Genomic DNA, 24,797 nt, shown 5'->3' with positions numbered 1-24,797 from the left:
CGGGACTGGCCGGCTGCAGGATCAGGCGGCTCATGGTCTATGGTATACCATAATATAAAATACTTTGGCGAGTACCAGAGGCCCCTCTCGTCGAAAAGCGTCAGTTGCTGGCGGCCTGCCAGGCGTACCAGCGTTCGGCGATACGCTCGCCGTTGACGCTCCAGTATTTGAAGTCGAGGGTGATCTGCCCGGTCTTGTGGGCCCCCGGCTGATTCTCCGCGAGCTTGGGATCGACCAGCGCCGAAGCGCCGAGGTTGACCGGCGCGTAGCCGGTCAGTGAGGAGAAGTCCGCCTGCGCCTTCGGACTGGTGGCGTGGGCGATGAACGCGCGTGCCGCCTCGGCGTTCGGTGCGCCGCGGGGAATGACCAGGAAATCGCCGGTCACCAGGTTCTGCTGCCAACTGATGCCCACCGGTGCGCCCTGATCACGCAGGGCATTGACCCGGCCGTTCCAGAACATGCCCAGGCCCGCCGCGCCACTCGACAGCAACTGCTGGGACTCGTCGCCGCTGCCCCACCAGGCGATGTCGGCCTTGATGCTGTCGAGCTTTTTGAAGGCGCGGTCCAGGTCAAGCGGGTACAGCTTGTCGGCGGCCACGCCGTCGGCGAGCAGGGCGATCTCCAGTACGCCAGGGCTCGGCCACTTGTACAAGGCGCGCTTGCCCGGATAAGCGCGGGTGTCGAACAGCGCCGCCCAATCCTGCGGCACGCTGGCGAGCACCTTGGTGTTGTAGCCGAGGATGAAGGAGAAATAGAACGAGCCAGCGCCGTAGATGGTGACGAAGCGCGGGTCGATGGTGCGTTTGGCGATTTGCTTGAAGTCCAAGGGCTCGAGCAGGCCTTCACGGCCGGCACGCAGGGCGAAGTCCGCCTCCACGTCGACCACGTCCCAGGTGACCTTGCCGCTTTCCACCATGGCCTTGAAGGCCGCGTAATCGGTAGGGCCGGCCTGCTCGACGCGGATGCCGGTCTGCTGGGTGAAGGGCTCGCTCCAGGCGCGGGTCTGCGCGGCCTGGGTGCTGCCGCCCCAACTGACGAAGGTGAGGCTCTGCTCGGCGTGAGCGGTGGAAAACAGCTGCAGCCCCAGCAGCATGGCCAGCAATGTGCGCATGGAAATCCCTCCCGAACGATTGAAGATGCCCTTGGCGGTCGACTGGCAGTGTTGCAGTGGTCATGCGCCGTGCTGGCACATTGCAAGATGCGCTCCAGAGTGCCCGGTGCGCTGCAGCGGGCGTCGCCAGTGGTGTCTGCCGGGCGCGCAGGTGTCGTGTGGGAAAAGCGGTACCACTTGCCAGGGGCTGGCGTAACGCTCGAGGGGGCTTTCAGCGCTCCAGTGTGGGAGCGGGCGGGGGCTGCTACAGGATCGTGAGAGATCCTCGCACCTGTAGGAGCCCCGACCCGGGGCGAAGCGACTGTGGCCACCCTGCAAAAGCGGCGTCGTGACTGCCATTCGCCGCGAGGTCACGGCTCCCACAGGATCGTGAGAAGTCATCACACCCGTAGGAGCCCCGACCCGGGGCGAAGCGATCGTGGCCACCCTGCAAAAGCGGCGTCGTGACTGCCATTCGCCGCGAGGTCACGGCTCCCACAGGATCGTGAGAAGTCATCACACCTGTAGGAGCCCCGACCCGGGGCGAAGCGACTGTGGCCACCCTGCAAAAGCGGCGTCGTGACTGCCATTCGCCGCGAGGTCACGGCTCCCACAGGATCGTGAGAAGTCATCACACCCGTAGGAGCCCCGACCCGGGGCGAAGCGGTCGTGGCCATCCCGCAAAAGCGGCGTCGTGACTGCCATTCGCCGCGAGGTCGCGGCTCCCACAGGATCGCGCGAGATCCTCACACCTGCGTTGGGCAGCGGCTCAGTGCGCCCCAGCGCCCTTGCTCAGGTCGCTCTCGTTCCAGCTGTCGTACAGGCAGGCCTCGCTGGCTGCCCAGCGTACCTTCGCCTGGGCACCGGGTTGCAACGGTTGCAGGCCGCTGCCCATGGCTTTCAGGGTCAGGTGGCAGCCGCCTGGCGTGACCACGTGGCAGGTCAGGCTTTCACCCAGGAACACCACTTCGGCGACCTGCACGGCGATCTCGTTCCAGCCGGCCGGCAGCGGGCTTTGCGCAGCGACCTCCAGGGGTAGCACCTGGGCTTTTTCCGGGCGCAGCATCAGCAGCACGTCCTGGTCGTTGTTCAGGTTGGCGGTCGGAGTGATCGCCAGGTTCTGCTGCTCGAACTGCACGGCAGCCTGGCCGCTGACCTTGGCCCGCAGGAAGTTGGAGTTGCCCAGGAACGAGGCGACGAAGGCGTTCGGCGGGTTCTGGTAAAGGTCGTAGCCGGTGCCCAGGCCGACGATCTTGCCGTGGCTGAAAATGGCGATGCGCTGGGACAGACGCATGGCTTCTTCCTGGTCGTGGGTCACGTAGACGATGGTGATGCCCAGGCGTCGGTGCAGATGGCGCAGCTCGTCCTGCAGGTCCTCACGCAGCTTCTTGTCCAGGGCGCCGAGGGGTTCGTCCATCAGCAGGATGCGCGGCTCGTAGACCAGTGCCCGGGCGATGGCCACGCGCTGCTGCTGGCCGCCGGACATCTGCGACGGGCGACGGTGGGCGAAGGCCTCGAGTTGCACCAGCTTTAGCATGGCGTCGACCTTGCGCTTCTGCTCGTCGGCGCTGAGTTTGCGGATGCCCAGGGGAAAGGCGATGTTGTCGCGCACGTTGAGGTGTGGGAACAGCGAATAGCGCTGGAATACCATGCCGATATCGCGCTTGTGCGGCGGCACGTTGACCAGGGATTTGCCCTCCACGAGGATTTCCCCGGAGCTGGGCGTTTCGAAGCCGGCCAGCATCGACAGCGTGGTGCTCTTGCCCGAGCCGCTGGAGCCGAGGAAGGTGAGGAACTCGCCGTCCTGAATATCCAGGGAAATGTTGTCCACAGCGGTGAAATCACCGTAGTGCTTGTTCAGGTTGCGCAGGCTTACCAGGGTCTGGGGCGCCTGTTTTTGTTTGATGACGGCACTCATGGGGTTCTCCTCGGCGCTCAGCCTTTGGCTTCGGCGCGCCGGCGTGCAATGGCGGCGATGAACATGACCAGCAGGGAAAGGGCGATCAGCAGCGTCGAGGCGACGGCGATCACCGGGGTGAGATCCTGGCGCAGCGTCGTCCACATCTTCACCGGCAGCGTTTGCAGGCCGGGGCTGGCCATCATCACGCTGAGCACCACCTCGTCCCACGACACCAGAAAGGCGAACAGCCCGCCCGATACCAGGCCCGGGCGGATTGCCGGGAAGGTCACCTTGACGATGGCCTGCAGGCGGGTGGCGCCGCAGATCACCGCGGCATCCTCGATGGACTGATCGAACAGCTTCAGCGAGTTGATGATCGAGATGATGGTGAACGGCAGTGCGACGATCACGTGGCTGACCACGAAAGCGAACAGCGTGCCGGTGTAGCCGAGCTTGAGAAACAGCGCGTACACGGCTACGGCGATGATCACCAGCGGCACGATCATCGGCAGGGTGAACAGTGCGTACAGCAATTCACGGCCGGGAAACTTGCCGCGCACCAGGGCGAAGGCGCTGGGCAGGCCGATGGCCAGGGCGCACAGGGTGGTCAGCAGCGCGACCTTGAGGCTGACCAGCGCCGAATCCATCCACTGGGCGTTGGAGAAGAACTGCCCGTACCACTTGAGCGTCCAGCCCGGTGGCGGGAACACCAGCCATTGCGAGGAGCCGAACGACAGCAGCACGATGAACAGGATCGGCAGCAGCAGGAACACGGCGATCAGCGCGGTCGTCGCGGTCAGGCCGTAGCGCAGGCCACGACCCATGGCATTGGGTGACAGCAGCATGGCGGCTTACCTCGCAGTGCTGGAAGCGACCGGTGATTCCGGTTGCAGCTTCAGGTAGACGTAGAACAGCACCAGGGTGATGAGGATCAGCAAGGCTGCTGCCGCACTGGCGATGCCCCAGTTGAGGAACGATTGCACCTGCTGGATGATGAACTCGGGGAGCATCATGTTCTGCGCGCCGCCCAGCAGCGCTGGCGTCACGTAGTAACCCAGGGACATCACGAAGACCATCAGCCCACCGCTGAAGATGCCCGGCCGGCACAGCGGAATGAACACCTTGAAGAAGTTGCGCCATGGGCTGGCGCCGCAGATCGAACCGGCCTGCAACACCATCGGGTCGATGGCGCTCATGGTCGCCTGCAGCGGCAGCACGATGAACGGGATCATGATGTAGCTCATGCCGATCACCACGCCGGTCAGGTTGTGCACCATCTCCAGCGGCTGATCGATGATGCCCAAACCCATCAGGAACTTGTTGACCACCCCCGAGGACTGCAGCAGCACCAGCCACGAGTAGGTGCGCGCCAGCAGGCTGGTCCACATCGACAGCAGCACGATGTTCAACAGCCAGCGGCCCCAGCCGCGCGGCATCAGGGTGATCGCCCAGGCCAGGGGGAAGCCCAGCAGGAGGCTGATCACGGTCACCAGGCCGGCCACCGCGAAGGTGTTGAACAGCACCTTGGAGTAGGCCGAGTTGGCGAACAGTTGAGCGTAGTTGCCCAGGCCCGGCTCCGGTTCCAGCACGCCGCGCAGCAGCAGGCCGATCAGCGGCGCCAGGAAGAACAAACCGAGAAACAGCAGGGCCGGCAGCAGGTACGGGGCACCGCGCCAGCGCGCTGCCCGTTCCGGGTTGCCGTCAGCGTTGGCACACTGACGGTCTGCTGCACCGACCTCGGGGGTACGGAGCGCGGTCATCTCATTTCACCAGCCATTCGTTCCAGCGATTGGCGATTTCCGCGCCGTTCTTGGCCCAGTAGGCGTAGTCCAGAGTGATCTGGTCGGCCTCGTGGGCGGTCGGCAGGTTCTGCGCCAATACCGAATCGAGGCGTGCCACGCTGTCGAGGTTGACCGGCGCGTAGGCGGTCAGGTTGGAGAAGTCAGCCTGGCCCTTGGCGCTGCTGGAATGGGCCAGGAACTTCATGGCCGCTTCCTTGTTCTTGGCGCCCTTGGGCACGACCAGCATGTCGGCCATGACCAGGTTCTGCTTCCAGCTCGCCGCGACCGGCGCGCCATCTTCCTGCAGGGCGTGGATACGGCCGTTCCAGAACTGGCCCATGCTCGCCTCGCCGGAGGCCAGCAGCTGCTGCGACTGCGCGCCGCCGCCCCACCAGACGATGTCCTTCTTGATGGTGTCGAGTTTCTTGAAGGCGCGATCCAGGTCCAGCGGGTACAGCTTGTCCTTTTCTACGCCGTCGGCCAGCAGAGCCAGTTCCAGCACGCCGGGGCTCGGCCATTTGTACAGGGCACGTTTGCCGGGGTAGGTGGCGGTGTCGAACAGCGCGCTCCAGTCTTCGGGCTTCTTGCCGCCGACCGCGCCCTCGTTGTAGCCGAGCACGAAGGAGAAGAAGAACGAACCGACGCCGTGGTCGTTGACGAAGCGCGGGTCGATGCGATCGCGCTTGATGACGTTGAAGTCCAATGGTTCGAGCAGGCCTTCGGCCGCGGCGCGCAGGGCGAAATCGGCTTCCACGTCGACCACGTCCCACTGCACGTTGCCGCTCTCGACCATGGCCTTGAGCTTGCCGTAGTCGGTCGGGCCGTCCTGCACGACGGTGATCTTGGTGTCGCGGGTGAAGGGGTCTGCCCAGGCGGCTTTCTGCGCATCCTGGGTGGTACCGCCCCAGCTGACGAAGTTGACGGTTTCCGCCGAGGCGGTGGTCGTGATTGCAGCACTCAGGATGCTCGCGGCGAGCACCGAGGTAACACCTTTGATAAACACCATCTTGCTTGCCCTCTTTGTTGTGTTTGTGCGCAAGCGAGCGTTTGCCCGCTTAACCGGAGCAGTGGATCTTCAATGGCGGCCATCACCGGTGTTTCAGTCGGGGCGACCCGTGCGGGACACGCGATAAACTGGCTGGCCTTAGGGATATCATATTATGGTATTCCAAACTTTCCGCAAGCGATTTGCCATGCCTCTTGCGGGGTTCGTACGACCGGCTGTCCGTCACTCGAACGGCACGGTCTCCACCACTTCCAGCTCGTAACCAGCCAGGCCCGCGTACTTGAGCGGTGGGCCGAGGTGGCGCAGCTTGCCGACACCTAGATCCTGGAGGATCTGCGCCCCGGTACCGACCTCGGAATACACCCGCGGCTGGCCCCGGTTGAAAGGCCGTTGCGGCTGGGTCAGCTGCGGTACGCGCTCGAGCAGAGCTTGCGACGACTCATGGTTGGCGAGCACCACGACGACGCCCTTGCCGTCGGCGGCGATGCGTTCCAGGGCGGCCCACAGCGTCCAGCTGCGCGGCCCGGAGTACTCGGCGCCGACCAGGTCGCGCAGCGGATCGATGGCGTGCACGCGCGCCAGGGTAGGTTCGTCATGGCGGATGTCGCCCATCACCATGGCCATGTGCACGCCGCCAGCGATTCGGTCCTCATAGGTGATCAGGCGGAACTCGCCGTGCACCGTAGGCAATGCGCGCTCGCCGATGCGTGTGACGGTGTGCTCGGTACTCAGGCGGTACTGAATGAGGTCGGCGATGGTGCCGATCTTGATGCCGTGCAGCGCGGCGAAGGCTTCCAGGTCGGGGCGGCGGGCCATGCTGCCGTCCTCGTTCATCACCTCGACGATCACTGCGGCAGGCGTCACGCCGGCCAGCCGGGCCAGGTCGCAGCCGGCTTCGGTGTGCCCGGCGCGGGTCAGCACGCCGCCCTCCTTGGCGCGCAGCGGAAAGATGTGGCCCGGCTGCACCAGGTCGCTGGGCTTGGCGTCGGCGGCCACGGCGGTCAGCACCGTGTGGGCCCGGTCGGCAGCAGAAATGCCGGTGGTGATGCCGCTGGCGGCTTCGATGGAAACGGTGAAAGCGGTGGAAAATACGCTACCGTTGCTGGGCACCATTTGCTCCAGGCCGAGGCGCTGGCAGTGCTCGTCGGTCAGGGTCAGGCAGATCAGGCCGCGGGCTTCGCGGGCCATGAAGTTGATCGCCTGGGGCGTGCAGAATTCGGCAGCGAGCAGCAGGTCGCCCTCGTTCTCGCGGTCTTCGTCGTCCACCAGCAGGACCATCTTGCCCTGGCGAAAGTCATCGATGAGTTCACGGATGGGATGGAAGGGCATGGCGGTTCTCGCAGGTCGGATTATTTCGAATTATGGTATACCGTAATACGTAATCAGATTAAAGGAGTCAGCCTATGAAGGGTTACTGGATCGCTCACGTTGACGTCACCGACCCCGCGCGCTATAGCGAATACACCAAACGCGCCCCGGCCGTGTTCGCCGAATTCGGCGGTAAGTTCCTGGCCCGCGGCGGCCGCTCCGAGGCGCAGGAAGGCCGCGATACGCCTCAGCGTAGCGTGGTAATCGAGTTCGAGTCATACGAGCAGGCGGTGGCCTGCTACCGCTCTGCGGCCTACCAGGAGGCGAGCAGCTACCGGGCCGGCGCCGCACGTTCGGAGGTGATCATCGTCGAGGGTATGGCGCCCTGACCCGGCAGGGCTGAGCCAGCGAGGCACGCCTTCGATCAGGTGAATGCCGACCGGGGCGGGCCTGCGTCAGCCAATGGCCTGTTCGGCCAGAAAGGCGTCGAGCTCGCCCGCCTGCGGGCAGGTTGCCGGGCCATGGCGAGTGACCGCGATGGCGGCCGCGGCATTGGCGCGTGCGGCGGCGGCTGACTCGGGTAATCCGGCGGCCAGGCTGGCCAGGAATACGCCGATATGGGCATCGCCAGCGCCGTTGGTGTCCACCGCCTCTACGGCAAAGCCCGGTATCTGCAGGCGCCAGTCGCCACGGGCCAGCCAACAGCCCTGCGGGCCGTCGCGCAGAATCACCAGGGCACCCTCCGGCAGCCGCGCCGTGAGGCGCTCGAGGGCCTGCTCCATGTCGTCGGCAGCGGTGAACTGCAGGGCTTCCTCTCGATTGCTGCTCCAGATCGCCAGGCGCTCCAGCAACTGTTCGGCGCCCGGGATATCGGGGTTGCAGGCCAGCGGACCGGGATCGAACACCAGAGCGCCGGCTACGCCGCCCTGCTGCAGCCAAGCCAGCAGCGGGGCCGCCTTGCCGGCATGCAGCAGGCTGTAGCCGCTGACCATCACCCAGTCTGTGGCCGTGGCGGTTTCGTGCTGCAGGTCCTCGGCGTGCAGCACGCCCTCGGCGCCGACATGGGTGACGAACGAGCGCTCGGCGCTGGCGTCGGTCAGGGCGACGCACAGCCCGGTATCGCCATCGGCACTTGGCGGCAGGCGGCACTCGATGCCTTGCGCCTGCAAGGCCTGGCGCGCCATGTCACCGAAGCGGCCAATACCATGGCGGCCCAGGTAACAGGTACTCAGTCCGTTGCGCGCGGCAGCGGCCATGACGTTGAAGCCGCCGCCCACTGCGAAGGCCGCACTGCTGGCCAGCACATCCTGGCCGGCAGCGGGCAGGGCGCTGACGTTCATCACCAGGTCGACGACCACCTGGCCGGTGTACAGCAATCTAGCGGCCATGGGCGGCCTCGTGGGGCGCGGCGGCGCGGCGGTCACGGCAGCCGCCGAGCAGCGCATACAGGCCACCGGCGACGACGAAGGTGACGATCCAGCCCAGGCCGTTCTGGCCGAACCAGGAGTCGGCCAACCAGCCGTGGAACAGCACGTTGCCCGCGCCGATCTTCACCGTGGTGAAGCTGAAGCCCAGCACGATCGCCACCGCCCAGGCGCCCAGGGCACGCCACTCCACGCCGCCGGCGTACCAGTAGGCACTGCTCGGGCTGACGTTCATCAGGTCGGCCGCCTCGTAACGCTGACGGTGGCGCAGGTCGACCAAGAAGATGCCTACCCAGGCGGTGATCGGCACAGCCAACATGGAGATGAAGGTGATGAATGGGCCGTAGAAGCTCTCGGCGATCAGCATGAAGTAGATCGAGCCGATGAAGATCGCCACGATGTCGACCACTACGGCGTAGACCCGCTTGACCTTGAGGCCGAGAGTCAGGGTGGTCAGGCCCGCGGAATACACCGACAGGTTGTTGGACAGCAGCAGGCCGCCGAACGCGGTGATCAGGTAGGGTACGGCCATCCAGGTCGGCAGCAGTTCGCGAATCGCCACGATGGGGTCGGTTGCCGAGGCCAGGTGATCGTTGCCCACCGAAATCAGGCCGCCCAGAGTGATCAGCAGCACCAGCGGAATGCCCGCGCCGAAGGCGGCGGAAGCCACCAGCCCGGCCGCCCGCACGCTCTTGTGCTGGTAGCGCGACATGTCGGCGCCGGCATTGGCCCAGCCGATACCGGTACCGGCCGCCATGGTGCCGATGCCGATCAGCACGGCGGACATTGGCGCTGGCGTGGCCGCCCATACCAGGGCCCAGTCGATGTGCAGGGCGAGAAAGCCGCCCACCACCAGGTTCAGCGCGCCGAACACCCAAGTGGCCCATTTCTGGATCACCAGCAGCGTGGCATGGCCGAGGCCGGAGACGCACAGGGTCAGCAGCACGAACAGGCCGATGAACAGCAGGGTCAGAAAGGGCGCCGACTTGGCCTCAACCGGCGTGCCCTGGACGATCGACACCAGCGACAGCAGCACGAAGGCCGCCGTGGTGGTGTTGACCGTCTCCCAGCCCAGGCGCGAGCCGAGCGACGCCAGGGTCGGGCCGATATTGCCGCGCATGCCGAAGATCGCCCGCGACAGCGTCAGGCTTGGCGCCCGCCCCCGGCGACCGGCGATCGACAACAGGCCGACGATGGCGAAGGAGCCGCCGGCGCCGAGGATGGCGACCACCAGGGCCTGCCAGATCGACAGGCCCTGGAAGGCGATCAGGGTGGCGCCCAGCGGCAGGCCGAGAATGCTGATGTTGGCTGCGAACCAGACCCAGAACAGCTGCAACGGGTGGCCGTTGCATTCATGTTCGGGCACCGGCTCGATGCCGCGGGTTTCCAGCTGGCCCACCTGTTCGGATGCACGCATGGCATGACTCCTGCGATAGTTCGTTGTTGTTGGCAGGGCTGGGTGAGCGCAGAGGCGGCCACCCAGGGGTTCAGATCGTTCGCAAGGCCAGCAGCCGGTCGGTCAGCGGCGCCAGGTCGATCCGGCTCACCGCGCAGACCTGTGCCAGCGCTTCGCTCGGCCACGCGCCCAGGCCATGGGTCGCGCCGAGCATGGCGCCGAGTACCGCGGCGATGGTGTCGGTGTCGCCACCCAGGCTGGCGGCCATGCACAGGGCCTCATAGGGCGTCAGTTGGCCGTTGGCGACCGCGCGCGCCAGGGCGAACGCGGCGACCACGGACTCCTGGGACGCCACCGAGGTGCCGATCACCTCGTAGATCAGGTCGGCCAAGGCGTCAGGGCTGGCGGCGTCGCAGAGCCGCGCGGTCCACTCGATGCGTGCCGCGATGTCGCCGCCGGCCACCCAATGGCCGAGTCGCTGGCCCTGCCGGGCCGCCGCGACTCCGCTGTTCAGGGCGCTGGTCAGGCCGTCGCCATTGATGCCCGCCGAAACGACCGCCGCCACCGCCGCGGCGCTGGCGATACCCAGGCCGGTGTTGTGGGTCACTTGGCAGGCCTGCAGCACCTGCGCCATGAAGTGCTCGGGGTCACGCACGTCGGCGGCGATACCCACTGGCGTGATGCGCATCGCCGCGCCGTTGGTGGTGCCGAAGCGCCCGGCCTGTTCCGGGCTGGCGCCGGCGAGAATCATCTCGATGGCGCGCTTGGTCGACGGGCCGAGCAAGTCCTGCGAACCCTTGGCGCGCATGGCCGCTTCCCAGTCGATCAGGCGCTGCGCCAGGTCGGTCGCTGCGATGCGGCCTTGGCCCTTGACCAGCAGCTCGCCAACCAGGATCGCCTGCTCGGTATCGTCGGTGATCGCGCCGGCCGGCATGTTCGGGGCGATGGGTTGGTTGGCGTCGGCATCGATCAGGCCGTCGATACGGCCATAGCGTGCGCGAATCTGTTCGCGGGACAGCGACTGGGTCGGCATGCCGAGCGCATCGCCCAGTGCCAATCCGTGGAAAGCGCCGAGCGCGCGGTCTCGCGCGGTGGAAAGCTGGTTCACTGGGCGTCCCCGAATTCGAGATGGAGTTGAAAGTGCAGCGGGTCGAGGTAGCTCTCGACGCGCTCCATGAAGCGCCCGCGGCTGTCGAAGGTTTCCCTGACTACCCTGAGGAAGACGCTGCCCGGCGCGCGTTGCAGCTGGTTGGCGGCATCGATGTCGAGCGGCGCGGCACCGATCCACTGCTTGCCCTGCCCGGCGCGGTAGCCGTGGGCGGCCAGTGTGGCGGTCAGTGAGTTCTCGAGCAGGCCCTCTTCGGCGAGGTTTTCCAGGCCATCGCAGGCTGGAAGCAGCGCACGCTCGAGCGACACCAGGCTGCCATCGGCAGCCCGTCGGCGACGTTCGACGAGCATGAAGCGTGCGCGGCCGAATCGCTCGGCGAACTCGTCGCGCTCCACACTGGCAATGCTCAGCAGCTCGGTCTGGACCTGCACGCCACCGGCGGCGAGGGCCTGCGCCCAGCCGCCACCCTGATGCAGGGGCACGCCGTCATAGGTGACCACCGAGCCGACGCCCGGCTGTGTGCCGATGTAGTTGCGCCGCTTGAGCTCGGAAAGCGCCTCGCGCAGCGTGCCGCGGCTGACGTCGAAGGCCGCCGCCAGCTCGTGTTCACCGGGCAGCCGCTCGCCAGCGCCGAGCTCGCCTTGCTCGATGCGTTTGGCCAAGGCGTGAACCACACGGGTTTTCTTGTCGAATCGAACCTGTCTAATCATGTACAAATTAGTACCCCCAGAACGCTTCGCTCGCAAGTGCTTTTCGGCAGACGGTGCGTTTCGGGCTGTACTGGAGGCCGTTGTCGGCCCCGTGTTCCGGCCGTTCAGCCGGGGTGGGCGACGCCTGAAAGGTGGCTCACCAATTGGCGGGCGTGGGACGGCAGGCTCTGCCAGTCCCTGATGCACAGGCGCAATTCGCGGCTGGCCCAGCTATCGGCGATGTCGACCAGGGTCAGCGGCAGTTCCTGGGCCAGCCGTGAGGCGGCGGCCTCGGGCAACATGGCCAGGCCTGCACCTTGAGCGACCAACTGAGCGATGGCATCGAAGCTCGGCGCCCGAACTCGCACCCGCAGGGCGATACCGGCAGCGATGGCCTTGTCCTCGATGAAGCGCTGCATTGCCCGCTCGCCCGGCAGGCCGATATAGGGAAAGCCCAGCGCCTCCGCCAGCCCCAGCCGACGGCCGGCCAGTTCATGGCCATGGGGCACCAACAGCACCAGGCGGTCGTCGCGAAACGGCAATGACAGTAAGCCGCCAGTTGGCTGGTTGCCGTCGTAGACGCCCAGATCGAATTCACCGGCCTGCACGCCGCGCAGGATGGAGCGGCTGGTGCCTTCGGTCAGTTGCAGATCCACTTCCGGGTAATCGGCCAGGAAGGGACCGAGCGCCGCTGGCAGGAAGGTGCTGTTGGCCACCGTCGAGGCGCACAGCTTGAGCACCACCCGCTGCTGACCGGACAATGCCTGCAGGTTGTCGTCAAGCCGCTGGGTTTCGTTGAGGATGCGCTGGCAGGCTTCGAGCACCAGACGCCCTGCCGGGGTCGGCGTCATGCCGTTGGCATGGCGGGCGAACAGGCTGACCTGGCAGCGCTCCTCGAACTGTCGTAGCCGAGTGCTGGCCGCCGACACCGCTACCGGAAAAGTAGCCGCGGCCTTGCTGAGGCTGCCGGTCGAGGCGATGGCGACGAGTAGTCGCACATCCACGAGATCGAAATGCACCGAGGGTTCTCCAAAACAGAAGGCAGTCTTACGGAAATACCGATTCTTGGCTGGCGCCATTCGGATCAGAATAACTGTTCCCTGCACCGGATACCGATCGTCATGAGCCCTTCCTCGTTTTTTCAGCGCTGCGCCAGTAACGGCAGCCTGTTCGCCATCCTTTCCGCTGCCGGTTTCAGCATGAAGGCGATCTTCGTCAAGCTGGCCTATGCCGCCGCACCCGTGGAGGCGATTACCCTGCTGGCGATGCGCATGACCCTCGCCCTGCCGTTGTTCCTGTGGCTGGTCTGGTTGAGCCGCGGCGGCACTGGCGGTCGCTTCTCGCCCGGCGACGGCGCCCGTGTCGTGGTGCTGGCGCTGTTTGGCTATTACCTGTCGAGCCTGTTCGATTTCTACGGGCTGCAATACATCACCGCAGGGTTGGAGCGCTTGATCCTGTTCACCTACCCAACCCTGGTGCTGGTGTTCCAGATGATCGCCTTCCGCGAACGCCCCAGCCGTCGCACGTTGCTGGCGATGGCAGTTTGCTATCTTGGCTTGGGGGTGGCGCTGATACACGATATCGGGGCCACCGATATGGGCAGCCAGGTGATCATCGGCTCGCTCTGGGTATTCGCCAGCGCCGTGACTTACGCGTTGTACTACCTGGGCACCGGGGTGATGGTGAAACGTCTGGGCTCGATGCGCCTGGCCGGCCTGGCCGGCAGTGCGTCGTCGCTGATGGTGCTGGCACATTTCGTCGCGACCGAACCGGCCGGCAGCCTGCTCGCGCAACCGGCCCAGGTATGGCTCTGCGCGGCGCTGATGGCGCTGATTTCCACCGTGCTGCCGGTGTACTGGATGGCCCTGGCGATCCAGCGCATCGGCACCACCCACACCGCCGCCGTCGGCAACCTCGGCCCGGTGCTGACCATTTTTGCCGCCTGGGCGCTGCTCGGCGAAGCCATCTCGCCGTACCAGATGGCCGGGCTGGCGCTGGTGATGTTCGGTATCTGGCAGCTCAAGCCGCGCGCGGCGAAGAAGGCCGTGGTTGCCGAGGTTGCGGGGAGCAAGCCGAGTTCGGTGAGTTGAGCGGCTGCAGCAAGGCAGAAGCGGCCGTTCGTATAACGCGTAGGAAGGGCTTTAGCCCCGAGCTTTTTAAGTTTCATACGCCGTGCGTAAGCTGTGGCTTGTTAGCATTATCGCGTTGCTCATACGTCCGGTTCCGCTCTGACGAGCGGGTTTCTTTTGGCATCGCCCCAAAAGAAACCAAAAGGTCTAGCCCCGACATGCGGCCCCAGCTTCGCTGGGGTTCCCTCACTCCATCATTGCTCCGAGGGCACGCCGCGAAGGGCCATCCCTGGCCCATCGCGGCTCTCGCGGCATCCATGCCGCTCAACCCTCTCCACAACGATTCCGCTCGGCCTCCTGAAGGGGCGATTGGTGTCGCCTGCAAATTTTGTGGCATGAGGAGCACCAAAAAGCAAAGCAGCCGAACGGCCGCTCCCGCCACTTAGCGCTACAACGCGCTAGCGGATGAAATGCACCTTGCCGGTATCGTCGCTGCCCATGTAGATGCCGTAGATGCCCGCCTCGCGCTCGGCGATGTAGCGTTCCAGGATCTGCCGGATGGCCGGGTAGTAGATCTGCTCCCAGGGGATGTCCTCGGGGGCGAAGAAGCGGCGGGCCGAGGTTTCGCTGCCGAAGTAGCCGGTGTCGTGCAGCAGACGGGCGCGGAAGATCAGGTACACCTCGCTGATCGAGGGCACGCTGAACACCGAATAGGGGCAGGTGATTTCCGCCACCACGCCGGCTTCCTCGCGCACTTCGCGCAGGGCGGCCTCTTCGGTGGTCTCGCCGTTTTCCATGAAGCCGGCCGGCAGCGTCCAGGTGCCGATGCGCGGGGCGATGGCGCGCTGGCACAGCAGGTAGCGGCCATCCTGCTCGATGATGCAGCCGGTGATGATCTTCGGGTTTTCGTAGTGGATGTGCCCGCAGGCGGCGCACACCAGGCGGTGGTGGTCGTCGCCTGTCGGGCGACGCCGTTCCAGCGTCGCGCTGCCGCATTGATTACAGAAGCGCGGGCTGGGCATGGTGGTCAGCTTCCGATACGCGGGTCTTTGAGGCCGATGGGCGCGACGATGTCACGGGCCTTGGCACCTTCCTGCTTGGCTTCGAGGTATTCCAGGGCGACTTTGGCCGCGGCGCGCACGTGATCCACCGAGGCTTGGTGGGCGGCGATCGGGTCGCCGCTCTTGATCGCCTCGACCATGCGCTCCATTTCCTGGTTGCTGGTGCTGCGGCGGTTGCTCTGCGACACCGAGGTGGCGCGCAGGTAGCTGATGCGTGCCTGCAACTGGCGCAGCTGGGTGGCCGCTGCCTCGTTGCCGCAGCCTTCGAGCAGCACGTCGTAGAACTCCTGCACCGACTCCAGCACGTCCGGCAGTTCGCCTTTCTCCAGGGTCTGGCGGTTGTTCTCCAGGGCGCGTTCCAGGGCGCGGATGTCCTTGGCGCGGGCACGCAGGGTAAACAGCTGGACGATCATGCCTTCCAGGGCGCAGCGCAGCTCGTAGAGGTCGCAGGCATCTTCCAGGGTGATGATCGCCACGCGCGGGCCCTTGGCGTCGGCAAATTCGACCAGGCCTTCGGATTCCAGGTGGCGCAGCGCCTCGCGTACCGAGGTGCGGCTGACGCCCAGGCGATCGCAGAGGTCGCGCTCCACCAGGCGATCGCCGGGCAGCAACTGGAAGTTCATGATGGCGCTGCGCAGCTTGTCCAGAACGATTTCCCGCAGGGTCACGGGATTGCGGTTGACCTTGAAGCTGTCGTCGATCGGCTGGCGTTTCATGGTTAGTGCTCGCGTTATAGGTATGGGCGCACTCATCGCATTGCCTTGGCCGGTTATGCCTCGGGTTGCTGCTGCTCGGCATCCGCTTCGGCGAAGGCTTCGCGGGCGATGCGGAAGCTGTCGACCGCGGCAGGCACGCCACAGTAGATACCGACCTGAAGCAGGATCTCGCGGATCTGCTCACGGCTGAGGCCGTTACGCAGGGCGCCGCGAATGTGCAGCTTCAGTTCGTGCGGGCGATTGAGCGCGGAAATCATGGCCAAGTTTATCATGCTGCGTTCCTGCATCGATAAGCCTTCCCGGCCCCACACGTGTCCCCAGCAGTATTCGGTGACCAGCTCCTGTAGCGGGCGGTTGAAGTCGTCGGCGTTCTCCACCGAGCGCTTCACGTAGGCCTCGCCCAGCACCTGGGTGCGAATCTTCAGGCCCTTTTCGTACTTGTCGTTGTTCATGTCGGTTCTCCCGGTTGGCTGGCGGTGAGGCTGTTGGAAGGCAGAGGCGGTCGGAGAATGGAGGAGGGGCCGGGCGGCGATCCGCTTTAGCCCCGAGTTCTTTACGTTCTACATGCCATGCGTGAGCTGTGGTTTGCCAGCGTTATTGCGTTGTTCATACGTTCGGTTCCGCTCTGTCGAGCGGGTTTCTTTTGGCATCGCCCCAAAAGAAACCAAAAGGTCTAGCCCCGACATACGGCCCCAGCTTCGCTGGGGTTCCCTCGCTTCATCATTGTTCCGAGGGCCCGCCGCGAAGGGCCATCCTTGGCCCATCGCGGCTCTCGCGACATCCATGTCGCTCAACCCTCTCCACAACGATTCCGCTCGGCCTTCTGAAGGGGCAATTGGTGTCGCCTGCTTACTTTGTGGCATGAGGAGCACCAAAAAGCCAAAGCGGCCGATTGGCCGCGCCCGCCACATAGTTGCCTGCTTACAACCCACCCATCAGGGTGTATTTGATTTCCAGGTAATCGTCGATGCCGTAGTGCGAACCCTCGCGGCCCAGGCCGGAGGACTTGATGCCGCCGAAGGGCGCCACTTCCGTAGAGATCAGCCCTTCGTTGATGCCGACCATGCCATATTCCAGCGCCTCGCTCATCCGCCAGGCGCGACCCAGGTCGCGGGTATAGCAGTAGGCGGCCAGGCCGAATTCGGTGTCGTTGGCCATGCTGATCGCCTGGGCCTCGTCGCTGAAGCGGAACACCGCGGCCAGCGGGCCGAAGGTTTCGTCGCGGGCGACCTTCATCTCGATGGTCACCTCACTCAGTACGGTGGGCTGGTAGAAGCCGTGGCCGAGGGCGTGGCGCTCGCCGCCGCAGACCAGCCGGGCGCCTTTGCCCAGGGCATCGGCGACGTGATCGGCGACCTTGTCCACAGCCCGGTCGTTGATCAGCGGGCCTTGCTGGGCGCCATCGGTAAAGCCATCGGCGACCTTCAGCTCGGCTACGCGCTCGGCCAGGCGGGCGACGAAGGCATCGTGGATGCCGTCCTGTACCAGGAAGCGGTTCACGCACACGCAGGTCTGCCCGGCATTGCGGTACTTGGCGAGCATGGCACCGTCGACGGCGCGCTCCAGGTCGGCGTCATCGAAGACGATGAACGGCGCGTTGCCACCCAGTTCCAGAGAGACCTTTTTCAAGGTGCTGGCGCACTGCTGCATCAGCAGCTTGCCGATCGGCGTGGAGCCGGTGAACGACAGCTTGCGCACGTCGGCACTGGCGCACAGTTCGTTGCCGATGGCCACCGCATCACCGGTGATCACGTTGAGCAGGCCGGCGGGCAGCCCGGCTTCTTCGGCCAGGGCGGCCAGCGCCAGGGCCGAGAACGGCGTTTCCGGCGCCGGCTTGACGATGCACGGGCAGCCGGCGGCCAGGGCCGGGCCGACCTTGCGGGTGATCATCGCCGCCGGGAAATTCCACGGCGTGATCGCGGCGACCACGCCGATCGGCTCCTTGGTCACCACGATGCGCGCATCGGGCTTGTGGCTGGGAATGGTGTCACCGTATATGCGCTTGGCTTCCTCGGCGAACCACTCGATGAAGCTGGCGGCGTAGAGAATCTCGCCACGGGCCTCGGCCAACGGCTTGCCCTGCTCGAGGGTGAGAATCTCGGCCAGCGCGTCGGCGTTTTCCAGCATCAGGGCGTGCCAGCGCTTGAGGATGGCGCTGCGTTCCTTGGCGGTGCGTGCCCGCCAGGCTGGCCAGGCGGCGTTGGCGGCGACGATGGCACGGCGGGTTTCGGCGCTGCCCATGTCGGGTACCCGGCCGATCTCTTCGCCATTGGCGGGGTTGAAGATGGCTTGGGTGTTGCCTTGATCGGCGGCCAGCCACTGGCCGTCGAGGTAGGCGTGCTGGCGGAACAGGCGCGAGGCTTCGGGCGTCATGGCGGCTCCAGAATAAAACAGGCCGTGCTCGAGGGTGAGTGAGCACGGCCAAAGAAAGGATGTGCAGCGTGTTGGCCATCAGCCTGTGGCAGGCCGATGGTCAGCAGCTCAGGCAAATGCCGGCAGGGCGCCGAGCTTGCCGCGGTGGTAGATCATCGGCACCGGGGCGTCCTCGGGCAGGATCAGGTTCTTCACCGCACCGACCATGATCGCGTGGTCGCCACCGTCATACTCGCGCCACAGCTCACACTCGATGATCGCTGCGGCGTTGTTCAGCAGCGGGTTGCCCAGCTCGCTGAGCGTCCACTCGATACCGGCGGCCTTGTCCTTGCCCTTGCCGGCGAAGGCGTAGGCTTCCTTCTGCTGCTCGGCGGACAGCAGATGGATGGCGAAACGCTTGCTGTCGCGTAGCACCGGGTAGGAATCGGAGGCGTAGTTGGGGCAGAACAGTACCAGCGCCGGGTCGATGGACAGCGCGCTGAAGGCGCTGGCGGTGATGCCGACGATGCCGCCATCGGGGCCCTGGGTGGTGACGATGGTCACGCCCGAAGGGAAGGCGGCCATGACGGATTTGTAGAGTCCGGGTTCGATCATTTTGCTTTTCCTCGATGCGCTCAGCGCATCACGAACGGGTCGGGCATTGGCGCTTGCGACAGGTTGATCCACACCGTTTTCAGCTCGGTGTAGGCCAGCACCGAATCGATGCCGCTTTCACGGCCGTAGCCGCTGTTCTTGAAACCGCCGATCGGTGCCATGGCCGATACGGCGCGGTAGGTGTTGACCCAGATGATGCCCGAGCGCACGCCTTTGGCCATGCGATGGGCGCGACCCAGGTCGCGGGTCCAGATGCCGGCGGCAAGGCCGAACTGCGAGTCGTTGGCCATGGCCAGGGCGTCGGCTTCGTCCTTGAAACGAATCACCGAGGCGACCGGGCCGAAGACCTCTTCCTGCATGATGGTCATCGAGTGGCTGTTGCATTCGAACAGGGTCGGCTCGTAGTACCAGCCTTCACCGTCGACCTGCGGACGTTTGCCACCCAGGCGCAGTTTCGCACCTTCGGCCACGGCTGTGGCGACCAGGCCTTCGACCACCGCCAGTTGCTGGGCGGTGGCCATGGGGCCCATTTCGCTGGCGTCGTCCTGGGGGTTGCCGATGCGGATGCGCTTGGCGCGCTCGACCAGGCGCTCGACGAACTCGTCGTAGATGCTGTCCTGCACCAGCAGGCGCGAGCCGGCCACGCAGCTCTGCCCGGAGGCGGCGTAGATGCCGGCGACCACGCCGTTGATGGCGCTGTCCAGGTCGGCATCGGCGAAGATGATGTTCGGCGACTTGCCGCCCAGCTCCAGCGACAGCTTGGCGAAGTTCTCGGCACTGGCGCGCACCACGTGGCGGGCAGTGGCGGCGCCGCCGGTGAAGGCGATCTTGCGCACCAGCGGGTGGCTGGTCAGCGCCGCGCCGGTGGTTGGCCCGTAGCCGGTGACCACGTTGACCACCCCGGCCGGGAAGCCGGCTTCGAGGGCCAGGCGGGCCAGTTCGAGAATGGTCGCCGAGGCATGTTCCGAGGGCTTAAGCACGATGGTGTTGCCGGCGGCCAGGGCCGGGGCGAGCTTGATCGCGGTCAGGTACAGCGGGCTGTTCCAGGGGATGATCCCGGCCACCACGCCAATCGGCTCGTGGGTGGTATAGGCGAACATGTCCGGTTTATCGAGGGGCAGGGTGCCGCCTTCGAGCTTGTCGGCCAGGCCCGCGGTGTAGTGGAAGAACTCCGGCAGGTAGCCGACCTGGCCGCGGGTTTCGCGGATCAGCTTGCCGTTGTCGCGGCTTTCCAGCTGGGCCAGGGCTTCCTTGTTTTCGGCGATCAGGTCACCGAGGCGGCGCAGCAGCTTGCCTCGGGCGGTGGCACTGAGGCCACGCCAGGCCGGGTTTTCGAAGGCTGCCTGAGCGGCCTGCACGGCGCGCTCGACGTCTTCGCCGGCGGCGTCGGGCAGTACGGCCCAGGCCTGGGCGCGGGCCGGGTCGAGGCTCTCGAAGGTCTTGCCCGATTGCGCGTCGACCCACTGGCCGTCAATGCACATCTGATAGCGTGTGAGTGTCATGCGACGATCCCCTTGGCGGTGTCTTGCAACTGGCAGGCTTCTTCGAGGAATTCCAGCAGCATCTGGTTGACCAGGCGCGGCGATTCCACCGGCATCATATGCCGTTGCTCGGCCAGCACCACGGCGCGCGCGCCGGGAATGCACTGCGCCAGCTGTTCGGCCATCTGCGGCGTGGAGCCCGGGTCGAGCTCGCCGGTGGCGATCAGCGTCGGTACCTGGATCTCGGCCAGGTCGTCGGCGCGGTACATGTCCTGGGTGGCGAACAGCGTGTAGGTGGTCAGGTAACCCTGGGCATCGTTGCCCGCCAGGGTCTGGCGAATGGCGGCGATCTGCGCCGGGTTGGCGGCCTGGTACTCACGGCTGAACCAACGCGATAGCGCCGCTTCGGCGTTGGCATCCGGGCCATGTTCGGCGGCCTGGGCGGTGCGCGCGATGACGCCGGCGCGCTGCTCCGGGCTGCGGTTGAACACGCTGTTGAGCACCACCAGGGCGCCGATGCGCTGCGGATGGTGCAGCGCGAAGGCTCGAGCTACCAGGCCGCCCATCGAGAAGCCGATCACCATGGCCTGCGGCAGGCCGAGGTGGTCGAGCAGTTCACGCAACTGGTCGGCGTAACCGGCCAGGTCGGTGTCTACCGACGGGCGCGGGCTGTCGCCGTGGCCGAGCATGTCGTAGACGATGACCTGGAAATGCTGTGCCAGGCCAACGACCTGGCCGCCCCACATGTCTTTGTTCAGGCCCACGCCGTGGATCAGTACCACGGGTTGGCCCTGGCCGATCACCCGGTAACTGGTGCCGGCGGGGGTACGTTCAGCGAGGTGCCGAATCATGGCCTGCTCCCGATTACTGCGCCTTCTCGGCTGCCAGTTCTTCCAGATCGATGTAGCGGTTGCCGATGCGCGGATGCAGGCGACCACCGTCAGCGGCGCCCAGCACCACGACGATCTCGTCGGCGCGCGGGGCGTCTTCGATCTGCATCTCCAGGGTGATGTAGTGCGAGCGCAGGCCTTCGTCGTCCTTGTGCATCATCGGGATCTGGATCGAGGTGCCCGGGCCGCCACGCTTGTTGGTGAACGACAGGTAGCTCTTGGCCTTTACCGCCTCGCGGTAGTGGTTGCCGAAGCGCAGGGTGTGGATGACGGCTGAGGCATGCTCGATTTCACCGTCGGCGCCGACCACGGCGGCCTTGCCGTAGGCTTCGATCTTCTCGGCGCCGCCGATGGCAGCGGTCAGGCGCGCGACCATCAGCTCACCAAGGGCGGAGCAATTTGCCTTGATCTGCGGCTTGAGGTCTTCGACGAAGCCATTGCCAACCCACGGGTTCTTGATCACGACGGCCAGGCCGACCATGGTGACCGGCTTGTCGGTTGCCTTGCCACCTTCGATCAGGGTTTCCTCTGTGTAGCTGACGATCTTGCGAATCTCGAAACTCATGGCAGCTCCTCGGCTGGTTGGTGTTGAGTATTATGGTATACCAGATTACACAATATGCAAGCATTGCCGAATCCCAGGCGTGACGGTGCCTTGGCGGTAGTCGGAGAGCGCGCCAGTGGTGCTGAAAAGATGATTTGGAGTCGCCGCAATGGGGCGCTGGCGCTGCCGGAGCGCAGCACGCTATCGAGGTGCGATCGCCAAAAGGCGGGGTGAAAGGCTCAGCCTTCCCTGGCGCTGAGGATGCCCGCGACCAGTGCAGGCTTGCAGTTGATGAACGCCGAGCCCTTCAGCCAGCGCTTGTCGGGGTAGTACGAAAACATGAATTGGCCGCCCTTGAGGCTGTCCACCACCATGCGTGCAACTTCCGGGCGCACCGCCGGGCAGCCCTGGCTACGGCCGATGCGGCCCTGGGTCTTGATCCAGGCCGGGTTCACATAGTCGGCGGGGTGGATGACGATGGCGCGCTGGCGTGCCAGGTCGTTGAAGCCGGGTTCCAGGCCGTCCATGCGCAGCGAGTAGCCGTGCTTGCCGGTGTAGCTTTCGCTGGTGCGAAACAGGCCGATGCTCGATTGATGGCTGCCTTCACGGTTGGAGAAGCGCGTGGCGAAGTTGTCGCCGGATTGCTGGCCGTGGGCGACCAGATCGTGCAGCAGCAAGCGCTTCTTGGTGAGGTCGAAGATCCACAGGCGGCGATCACTGGAGGGTTTGGAGAAGTCGATCACGGCCAGGCGTTGGGCAGGTACGGCACCATTGTTGATGGCGCAGCGCATCGCGTCGAGGGCGTGATTGAGGACCTGGCGATCGAGCGCTGGTGCTTGTGCGGACAGCCCCTCGAGCAGCGGATCCGGCGCCAGGGTGGCGGCGATTACGGACGGAACGGGCAACGCCAGGCAAATAAAGGCTAAGCAAATGCGCTGAATCGTGGTCATCATTTCAAGTCTCTGAGCTTTGGCCTTCGATGGGGCGCGCCTTCGCCAGGCGATACGGGCACAACAAAGCTCGGAATTCTAGCAGCCGAGTTCCCTTTTCCCGCGGACGATTCCGACGGGCTGTCATTCACTCTGTCGTAAATTGGAGCGGTGCCTTGTTTTCTCCCTCTTCAACCGCTGCCTGGGCGCTGGCCCTGACGGCACCCCTGGCGCTGGCTGAAACCCCGCCGCCCAGCCCGTTGCAGGAGCAGCTCGCCGAGCCCGGTCTGAGCTGCGTAACGCCCGTGCTTGAGCTCTCCGCCAAGGATCGTGAATGGCTGGAGCCGTTCTATCTGCTGCGCGGCTCGCAAGCAGCTTGGAACAAGGAAAACCTGGCCGTACTGTTCGCCCAGTTGGAGGCCTTGGCCGACGATGGCCTGGAGCCGCGCGCCTACCATCTGGAGCCACTGCGCGAACTGGCGGCGGTCAGCGATCCGTCGCCGCGCCTCGAAGCCTGTGTCGACGTGCTCGCCACCACGGCGTATCTGCAGGCCCTGCGGGATCTGACCTACGGGCGCCTCGAGCAGGCCAAGGTCGAGCCCTTGTGGGAGCCCGAGAGCATGGCGGTGCAGCAGAGCCAGGCGCCGCTGCTGGCCATCGCCCAGGCGGGGCTGGCCGACCCGGCACGGGCTTTCGCCCAGGCGCGACCGGATTTCGGCCCCTACCAGCAATTGCGTCAGCGCTACGCCGAGTTGCGTCGCGAGCAATTACCGCAGTGGCTGGCGATTCCCGGTGGCACGCTGCTCAAGCCGGGCGCCGTGGATGGCCGAGTGCCCTTGCTGGAGCAGCGGCTGCAGCTGCACGGTGATCTGTCCCAGGGCGCGCCGGCTCTGGTCGCCGAGGAAACGTCGGTGTACTCCACGGCGTTGGTCGAGGCGGTCAAGGCCTTCCAGCGCAACCATCTGCTCAAGCCCGATGGCGTGGTCGGCCCCGGCACCCTGGCCGAGCTGAACCGTTCCGCCAGCGAGCGTATGGACCAGATTCGCATCAACCTGGAGCGCCTGCGCTGGCTGTCCCACGAGATCGAGCCGACCAGCGTGCTGATCGACGTGGCGGGCGCCGAGGTGATGTTCCTGCGTGACCACGCCGTCACCTGGCAGGCGCGCACCCAGGTCGGTCGCCCGGCGCGGCCGACGCCGCTGCTGCGCTCGCGCATCACTCACCTGACGCTCAACCCGACCTGGACCATTCCGCCGACCATCCTGAAGGAAGACAAGCTACCCGAGTTGCGCCGTGACGCGGCCGGCTACCTGGCCGCCAACCACATGCAGGTGATCGACTACGAAGGCAATCCGGTAGACCCGCGTGGCGTCGACTGGGAGCGCCCCGGCCGGGTGATGGTGCGCCAGTCGGCGGGTGCACACAGCCCGCTGGGCAAGGTGGCGATTCGCTTCCCCAATCCGTTTTCGGTGTACCTGCACGACACGCCGAGCCAGCGCCTGTTCGACAACCTGCCGCGGCTGTTCAGTTCGGGCTGCGTGCGCATCGAGCGGGTTACCGAACTGGTCGATCAGTTGCTCGCTGGCGCCTCGCCAGCCGAGCGCGCGCGCATCGTCAAACAGTGGGACAGCGGCCGCACCTTGCGCGCCGACCTGCCGCAACCGGTGCCAATCCTGATGGCCTACTGGACGGCCCAGGTCGGCGCGGACGGGCAGGTGCAGTTCCGCCCGGATATCTACGGCCACGACGCGCGTCTGCTGAAGGCGCTGGAGGCGTCGAACCGGATTTGAAGTCGGAGCAGCAGGATTTGTGGGCGTGCGCCGGACCCGCGATTTTTCGCGCGCATGGCGCGCTCCCACGGGGTCGCGGGCGATCGTCAAATCCGTAGGAGCCCCGACCCGGGGAGACGCGATCGTGGCCATCCCGCAAAAGCGGCGTCGTGAGTGCTATTCGCCGCGAGGTCGCGGCTCCCACAGGATCGGGAGAAGTCATTACACCCGTAGGAGCCCCGACCCGGGGCGAAGCGATCGTGGCCATTCCGTAAAAGCGGCGTCGTGAGTGCCATTCGCCGTGAGGTCACGGCTCCCACAGGATCGGGAGAAGTCATTACACCCGTAGGAGCCCCGACCCGGGGCGAAGCGATCGTGGCCATCCCGTAAAAGCGGCGTCGTGAGTGCTATTCGCCGCGAGGTCGCGGCCACAGGATCGGGAGAAGTCATTACACCCGTAGGAGCCCCGGCCCGGGGCGAAGCGATCGTGGCCATCCCGTAAAAGCGGCGTCGTGAGTGCTATTCGCCGCGAGGTCGCGGCTTGTATGTTCTAGGCTAGGAACCTGTCGGGGGTGGAGGGACATGCGCGGCTTCTGCAAGCGACAAGCCAGACAGTGGGAGAATTCCCCCACCCCATACTCACCGCAAACGCCGATAAGGAATCCTTCG

23 protein-coding genes are annotated in these 24,797 nt (G+C 65.7%); 3 read left to right on the top strand and 20 right to left on the bottom strand.

All coding sequences use genetic code 11. The annotated features are described in order from the left end of the window. Positions 1–100 precede the first annotated feature (100 nt). From BVH06_RS12490 to ribBA, 6 genes are all read right to left on the bottom strand, one after another. A complete protein-coding gene (locus tag BVH06_RS12490) occupies positions 101–1,111 on the bottom strand; it encodes an ABC transporter substrate-binding protein (RefSeq protein WP_075934273.1) in 1,011 nt (336 codons plus the stop codon). Positions 1,112–1,859: 748 nt separating this feature from the next. Further along, entirely contained in the window at positions 1,860–3,008 is a 1,149-nt protein-coding gene (locus tag BVH06_RS12485) for an ABC transporter ATP-binding protein (RefSeq protein WP_075934272.1), read from the bottom strand. A gap of 17 nt (positions 3,009–3,025) precedes the next feature. After that, on the bottom strand, positions 3,026–3,835 hold the full coding sequence (locus BVH06_RS12480; RefSeq protein WP_075928947.1) for an ABC transporter permease: 810 nt from the start codon (positions 3,833–3,835) through the stop codon (positions 3,026–3,028). A gap of 6 nt (positions 3,836–3,841) precedes the next feature. After that, positions 3,842–4,750, bottom strand: a complete 909-nt coding sequence (locus BVH06_RS12475) for an ABC transporter permease (protein WP_075934271.1) — start codon at positions 4,748–4,750, stop codon at positions 3,842–3,844. A gap of 1 nt (position 4,751) precedes the next feature. Then, a complete protein-coding gene (locus tag BVH06_RS12470) occupies positions 4,752–5,777 on the bottom strand; it encodes an ABC transporter substrate-binding protein (protein WP_013789213.1) in 1,026 nt (341 codons plus the stop codon). A 222-nt stretch (positions 5,778–5,999) separates the two neighbouring features. Continuing rightward, positions 6,000–7,106, bottom strand: a complete 1,107-nt coding sequence (gene ribBA, locus BVH06_RS12465) for a bifunctional 3,4-dihydroxy-2-butanone-4-phosphate synthase/GTP cyclohydrolase II (RefSeq protein ID WP_075934270.1) — start codon at positions 7,104–7,106, stop codon at positions 6,000–6,002. A gap of 74 nt (positions 7,107–7,180) precedes the next feature. Here ribBA and BVH06_RS12460 point away from each other — a divergent pair, with 74 nt between their 5' ends. Beyond that, on the top strand, positions 7,181–7,474 hold the full coding sequence (locus BVH06_RS12460; RefSeq protein WP_075928943.1) for a DUF1330 domain-containing protein: 294 nt from the start codon (positions 7,181–7,183) through the stop codon (positions 7,472–7,474). Positions 7,475–7,540: 66 nt separating this feature from the next. On the opposite strand, the gene BVH06_RS12455 is transcribed toward BVH06_RS12460, so the two are convergent. From BVH06_RS12455 to BVH06_RS12435, 5 genes are all read right to left on the bottom strand, one after another. Then, positions 7,541–8,473 carry a PfkB family carbohydrate kinase gene (locus tag BVH06_RS12455; RefSeq protein ID WP_075934269.1) on the bottom strand — a complete coding sequence of 311 codons (933 nt, stop codon included), beginning with the start codon at positions 8,471–8,473 and terminating at the stop codon, positions 7,541–7,543. Next, positions 8,463–9,926 (bottom strand): cytosine permease, encoded by a 1,464-nt coding sequence (locus BVH06_RS12450; protein WP_075934268.1) that lies wholly within the window; start codon positions 9,924–9,926, stop codon positions 8,463–8,465. Before BVH06_RS12450 ends, BVH06_RS12455 begins: the two co-directional genes overlap by 11 nt. Positions 9,927–9,996: 70 nt before the next feature. Beyond that, on the bottom strand, positions 9,997–11,013 hold the full coding sequence (locus tag BVH06_RS12445; RefSeq protein WP_075934267.1) for an ADP-ribosylglycohydrolase family protein: 1,017 nt from the start codon (positions 11,011–11,013) through the stop codon (positions 9,997–9,999). Further along, positions 11,010–11,723: a GntR family transcriptional regulator gene (locus BVH06_RS12440; protein ID WP_075934266.1), complete on the bottom strand. Its 714-nt coding sequence runs from the start codon at positions 11,721–11,723 to the stop codon at positions 11,010–11,012. The genes BVH06_RS12445 and BVH06_RS12440 overlap by 4 nt, the downstream gene beginning before the upstream one ends. Before the next feature lie 104 nt (positions 11,724–11,827). Continuing rightward, positions 11,828–12,721 carry a LysR family transcriptional regulator gene (locus BVH06_RS12435; RefSeq protein WP_075934265.1) on the bottom strand — a complete coding sequence of 298 codons (894 nt, stop codon included), beginning with the start codon at positions 12,719–12,721 and terminating at the stop codon, positions 11,828–11,830. 102 nt (positions 12,722–12,823) lie between these two features. Here BVH06_RS12435 and BVH06_RS12430 point away from each other — a divergent pair, with 102 nt between their 5' ends. Further along, complete coding sequence (locus BVH06_RS12430; protein ID WP_075934264.1) at positions 12,824–13,792, top strand: DMT family transporter; 969 nt, start codon at positions 12,824–12,826, stop codon at positions 13,790–13,792. Between the two features lie 437 nt (positions 13,793–14,229). Here BVH06_RS12430 and BVH06_RS12425 read toward each other — a convergent pair whose 3' ends face one another. The 9 genes from BVH06_RS12425 to BVH06_RS12385 all read right to left on the bottom strand — a co-directional run bounded on the left by BVH06_RS12425 (position 14,230) and on the right by BVH06_RS12385 (position 22,383). Continuing rightward, positions 14,230–14,793, bottom strand: a complete 564-nt coding sequence (locus BVH06_RS12425) for an NUDIX hydrolase (RefSeq protein WP_075934263.1) — start codon at positions 14,791–14,793, stop codon at positions 14,230–14,232. A 5-nt stretch (positions 14,794–14,798) separates the two neighbouring features. Further along, a complete protein-coding gene (locus tag BVH06_RS12420; RefSeq protein ID WP_075928935.1) occupies positions 14,799–15,548 on the bottom strand; it encodes a GntR family transcriptional regulator in 750 nt (249 codons plus the stop codon). Between the two features lie 53 nt (positions 15,549–15,601). Continuing rightward, a complete protein-coding gene (locus BVH06_RS12415; RefSeq protein ID WP_075928934.1) occupies positions 15,602–16,000 on the bottom strand; it encodes a carboxymuconolactone decarboxylase family protein in 399 nt (132 codons plus the stop codon). Between the two features lie 469 nt (positions 16,001–16,469). Further along, positions 16,470–17,921, bottom strand: coding sequence for an NAD-dependent succinate-semialdehyde dehydrogenase (locus BVH06_RS12410; protein ID WP_075934262.1), 1,452 nt, complete (start codon positions 17,919–17,921; stop codon positions 16,470–16,472). 108 nt (positions 17,922–18,029) lie between these two features. Beyond that, positions 18,030–18,515, bottom strand: a complete 486-nt coding sequence (locus tag BVH06_RS12405) for a flavin reductase family protein (protein WP_075928932.1) — start codon at positions 18,513–18,515, stop codon at positions 18,030–18,032. 20 nt (positions 18,516–18,535) lie between these two features. Then, positions 18,536–20,017 carry an aldehyde dehydrogenase gene (locus tag BVH06_RS12400; RefSeq protein ID WP_075934261.1) on the bottom strand — a complete coding sequence of 494 codons (1,482 nt, stop codon included), beginning with the start codon at positions 20,015–20,017 and terminating at the stop codon, positions 18,536–18,538. Continuing rightward, entirely contained in the window at positions 20,014–20,847 is an 834-nt protein-coding gene (locus tag BVH06_RS12395) for an alpha/beta fold hydrolase (RefSeq protein WP_075934260.1), read from the bottom strand. Before BVH06_RS12395 ends, BVH06_RS12400 begins: the two co-directional genes overlap by 4 nt. A gap of 13 nt (positions 20,848–20,860) precedes the next feature. Beyond that, positions 20,861–21,451 carry an amino acid synthesis family protein gene (locus tag BVH06_RS12390; RefSeq protein ID WP_075928929.1) on the bottom strand — a complete coding sequence of 197 codons (591 nt, stop codon included), beginning with the start codon at positions 21,449–21,451 and terminating at the stop codon, positions 20,861–20,863. A 218-nt stretch (positions 21,452–21,669) separates the two neighbouring features. After that, positions 21,670–22,383, bottom strand: a complete 714-nt coding sequence (locus BVH06_RS12385) for a murein L,D-transpeptidase catalytic domain family protein (protein ID WP_075928928.1) — start codon at positions 22,381–22,383, stop codon at positions 21,670–21,672. 152 nt (positions 22,384–22,535) lie between these two features. On the opposite strand from BVH06_RS12385, the gene BVH06_RS12380 reads away from it, so the two are divergent. Further along, a complete protein-coding gene (locus BVH06_RS12380; RefSeq protein WP_083652009.1) occupies positions 22,536–24,149 on the top strand; it encodes a murein L,D-transpeptidase in 1,614 nt (537 codons plus the stop codon). Positions 24,150–24,797 lie beyond the last annotated feature (648 nt).

The sequence above is a fragment of the Pseudomonas sp. PA27(2017) genome (assembly GCF_001945445.1).
Lineage (GTDB): Bacteria > Pseudomonadota > Gammaproteobacteria > Pseudomonadales > Pseudomonadaceae > Aquipseudomonas.
The sequence above is the reverse complement of the archived record's forward strand: the minus strand, read 5'-3'. Positions and strand labels throughout refer to the sequence as shown.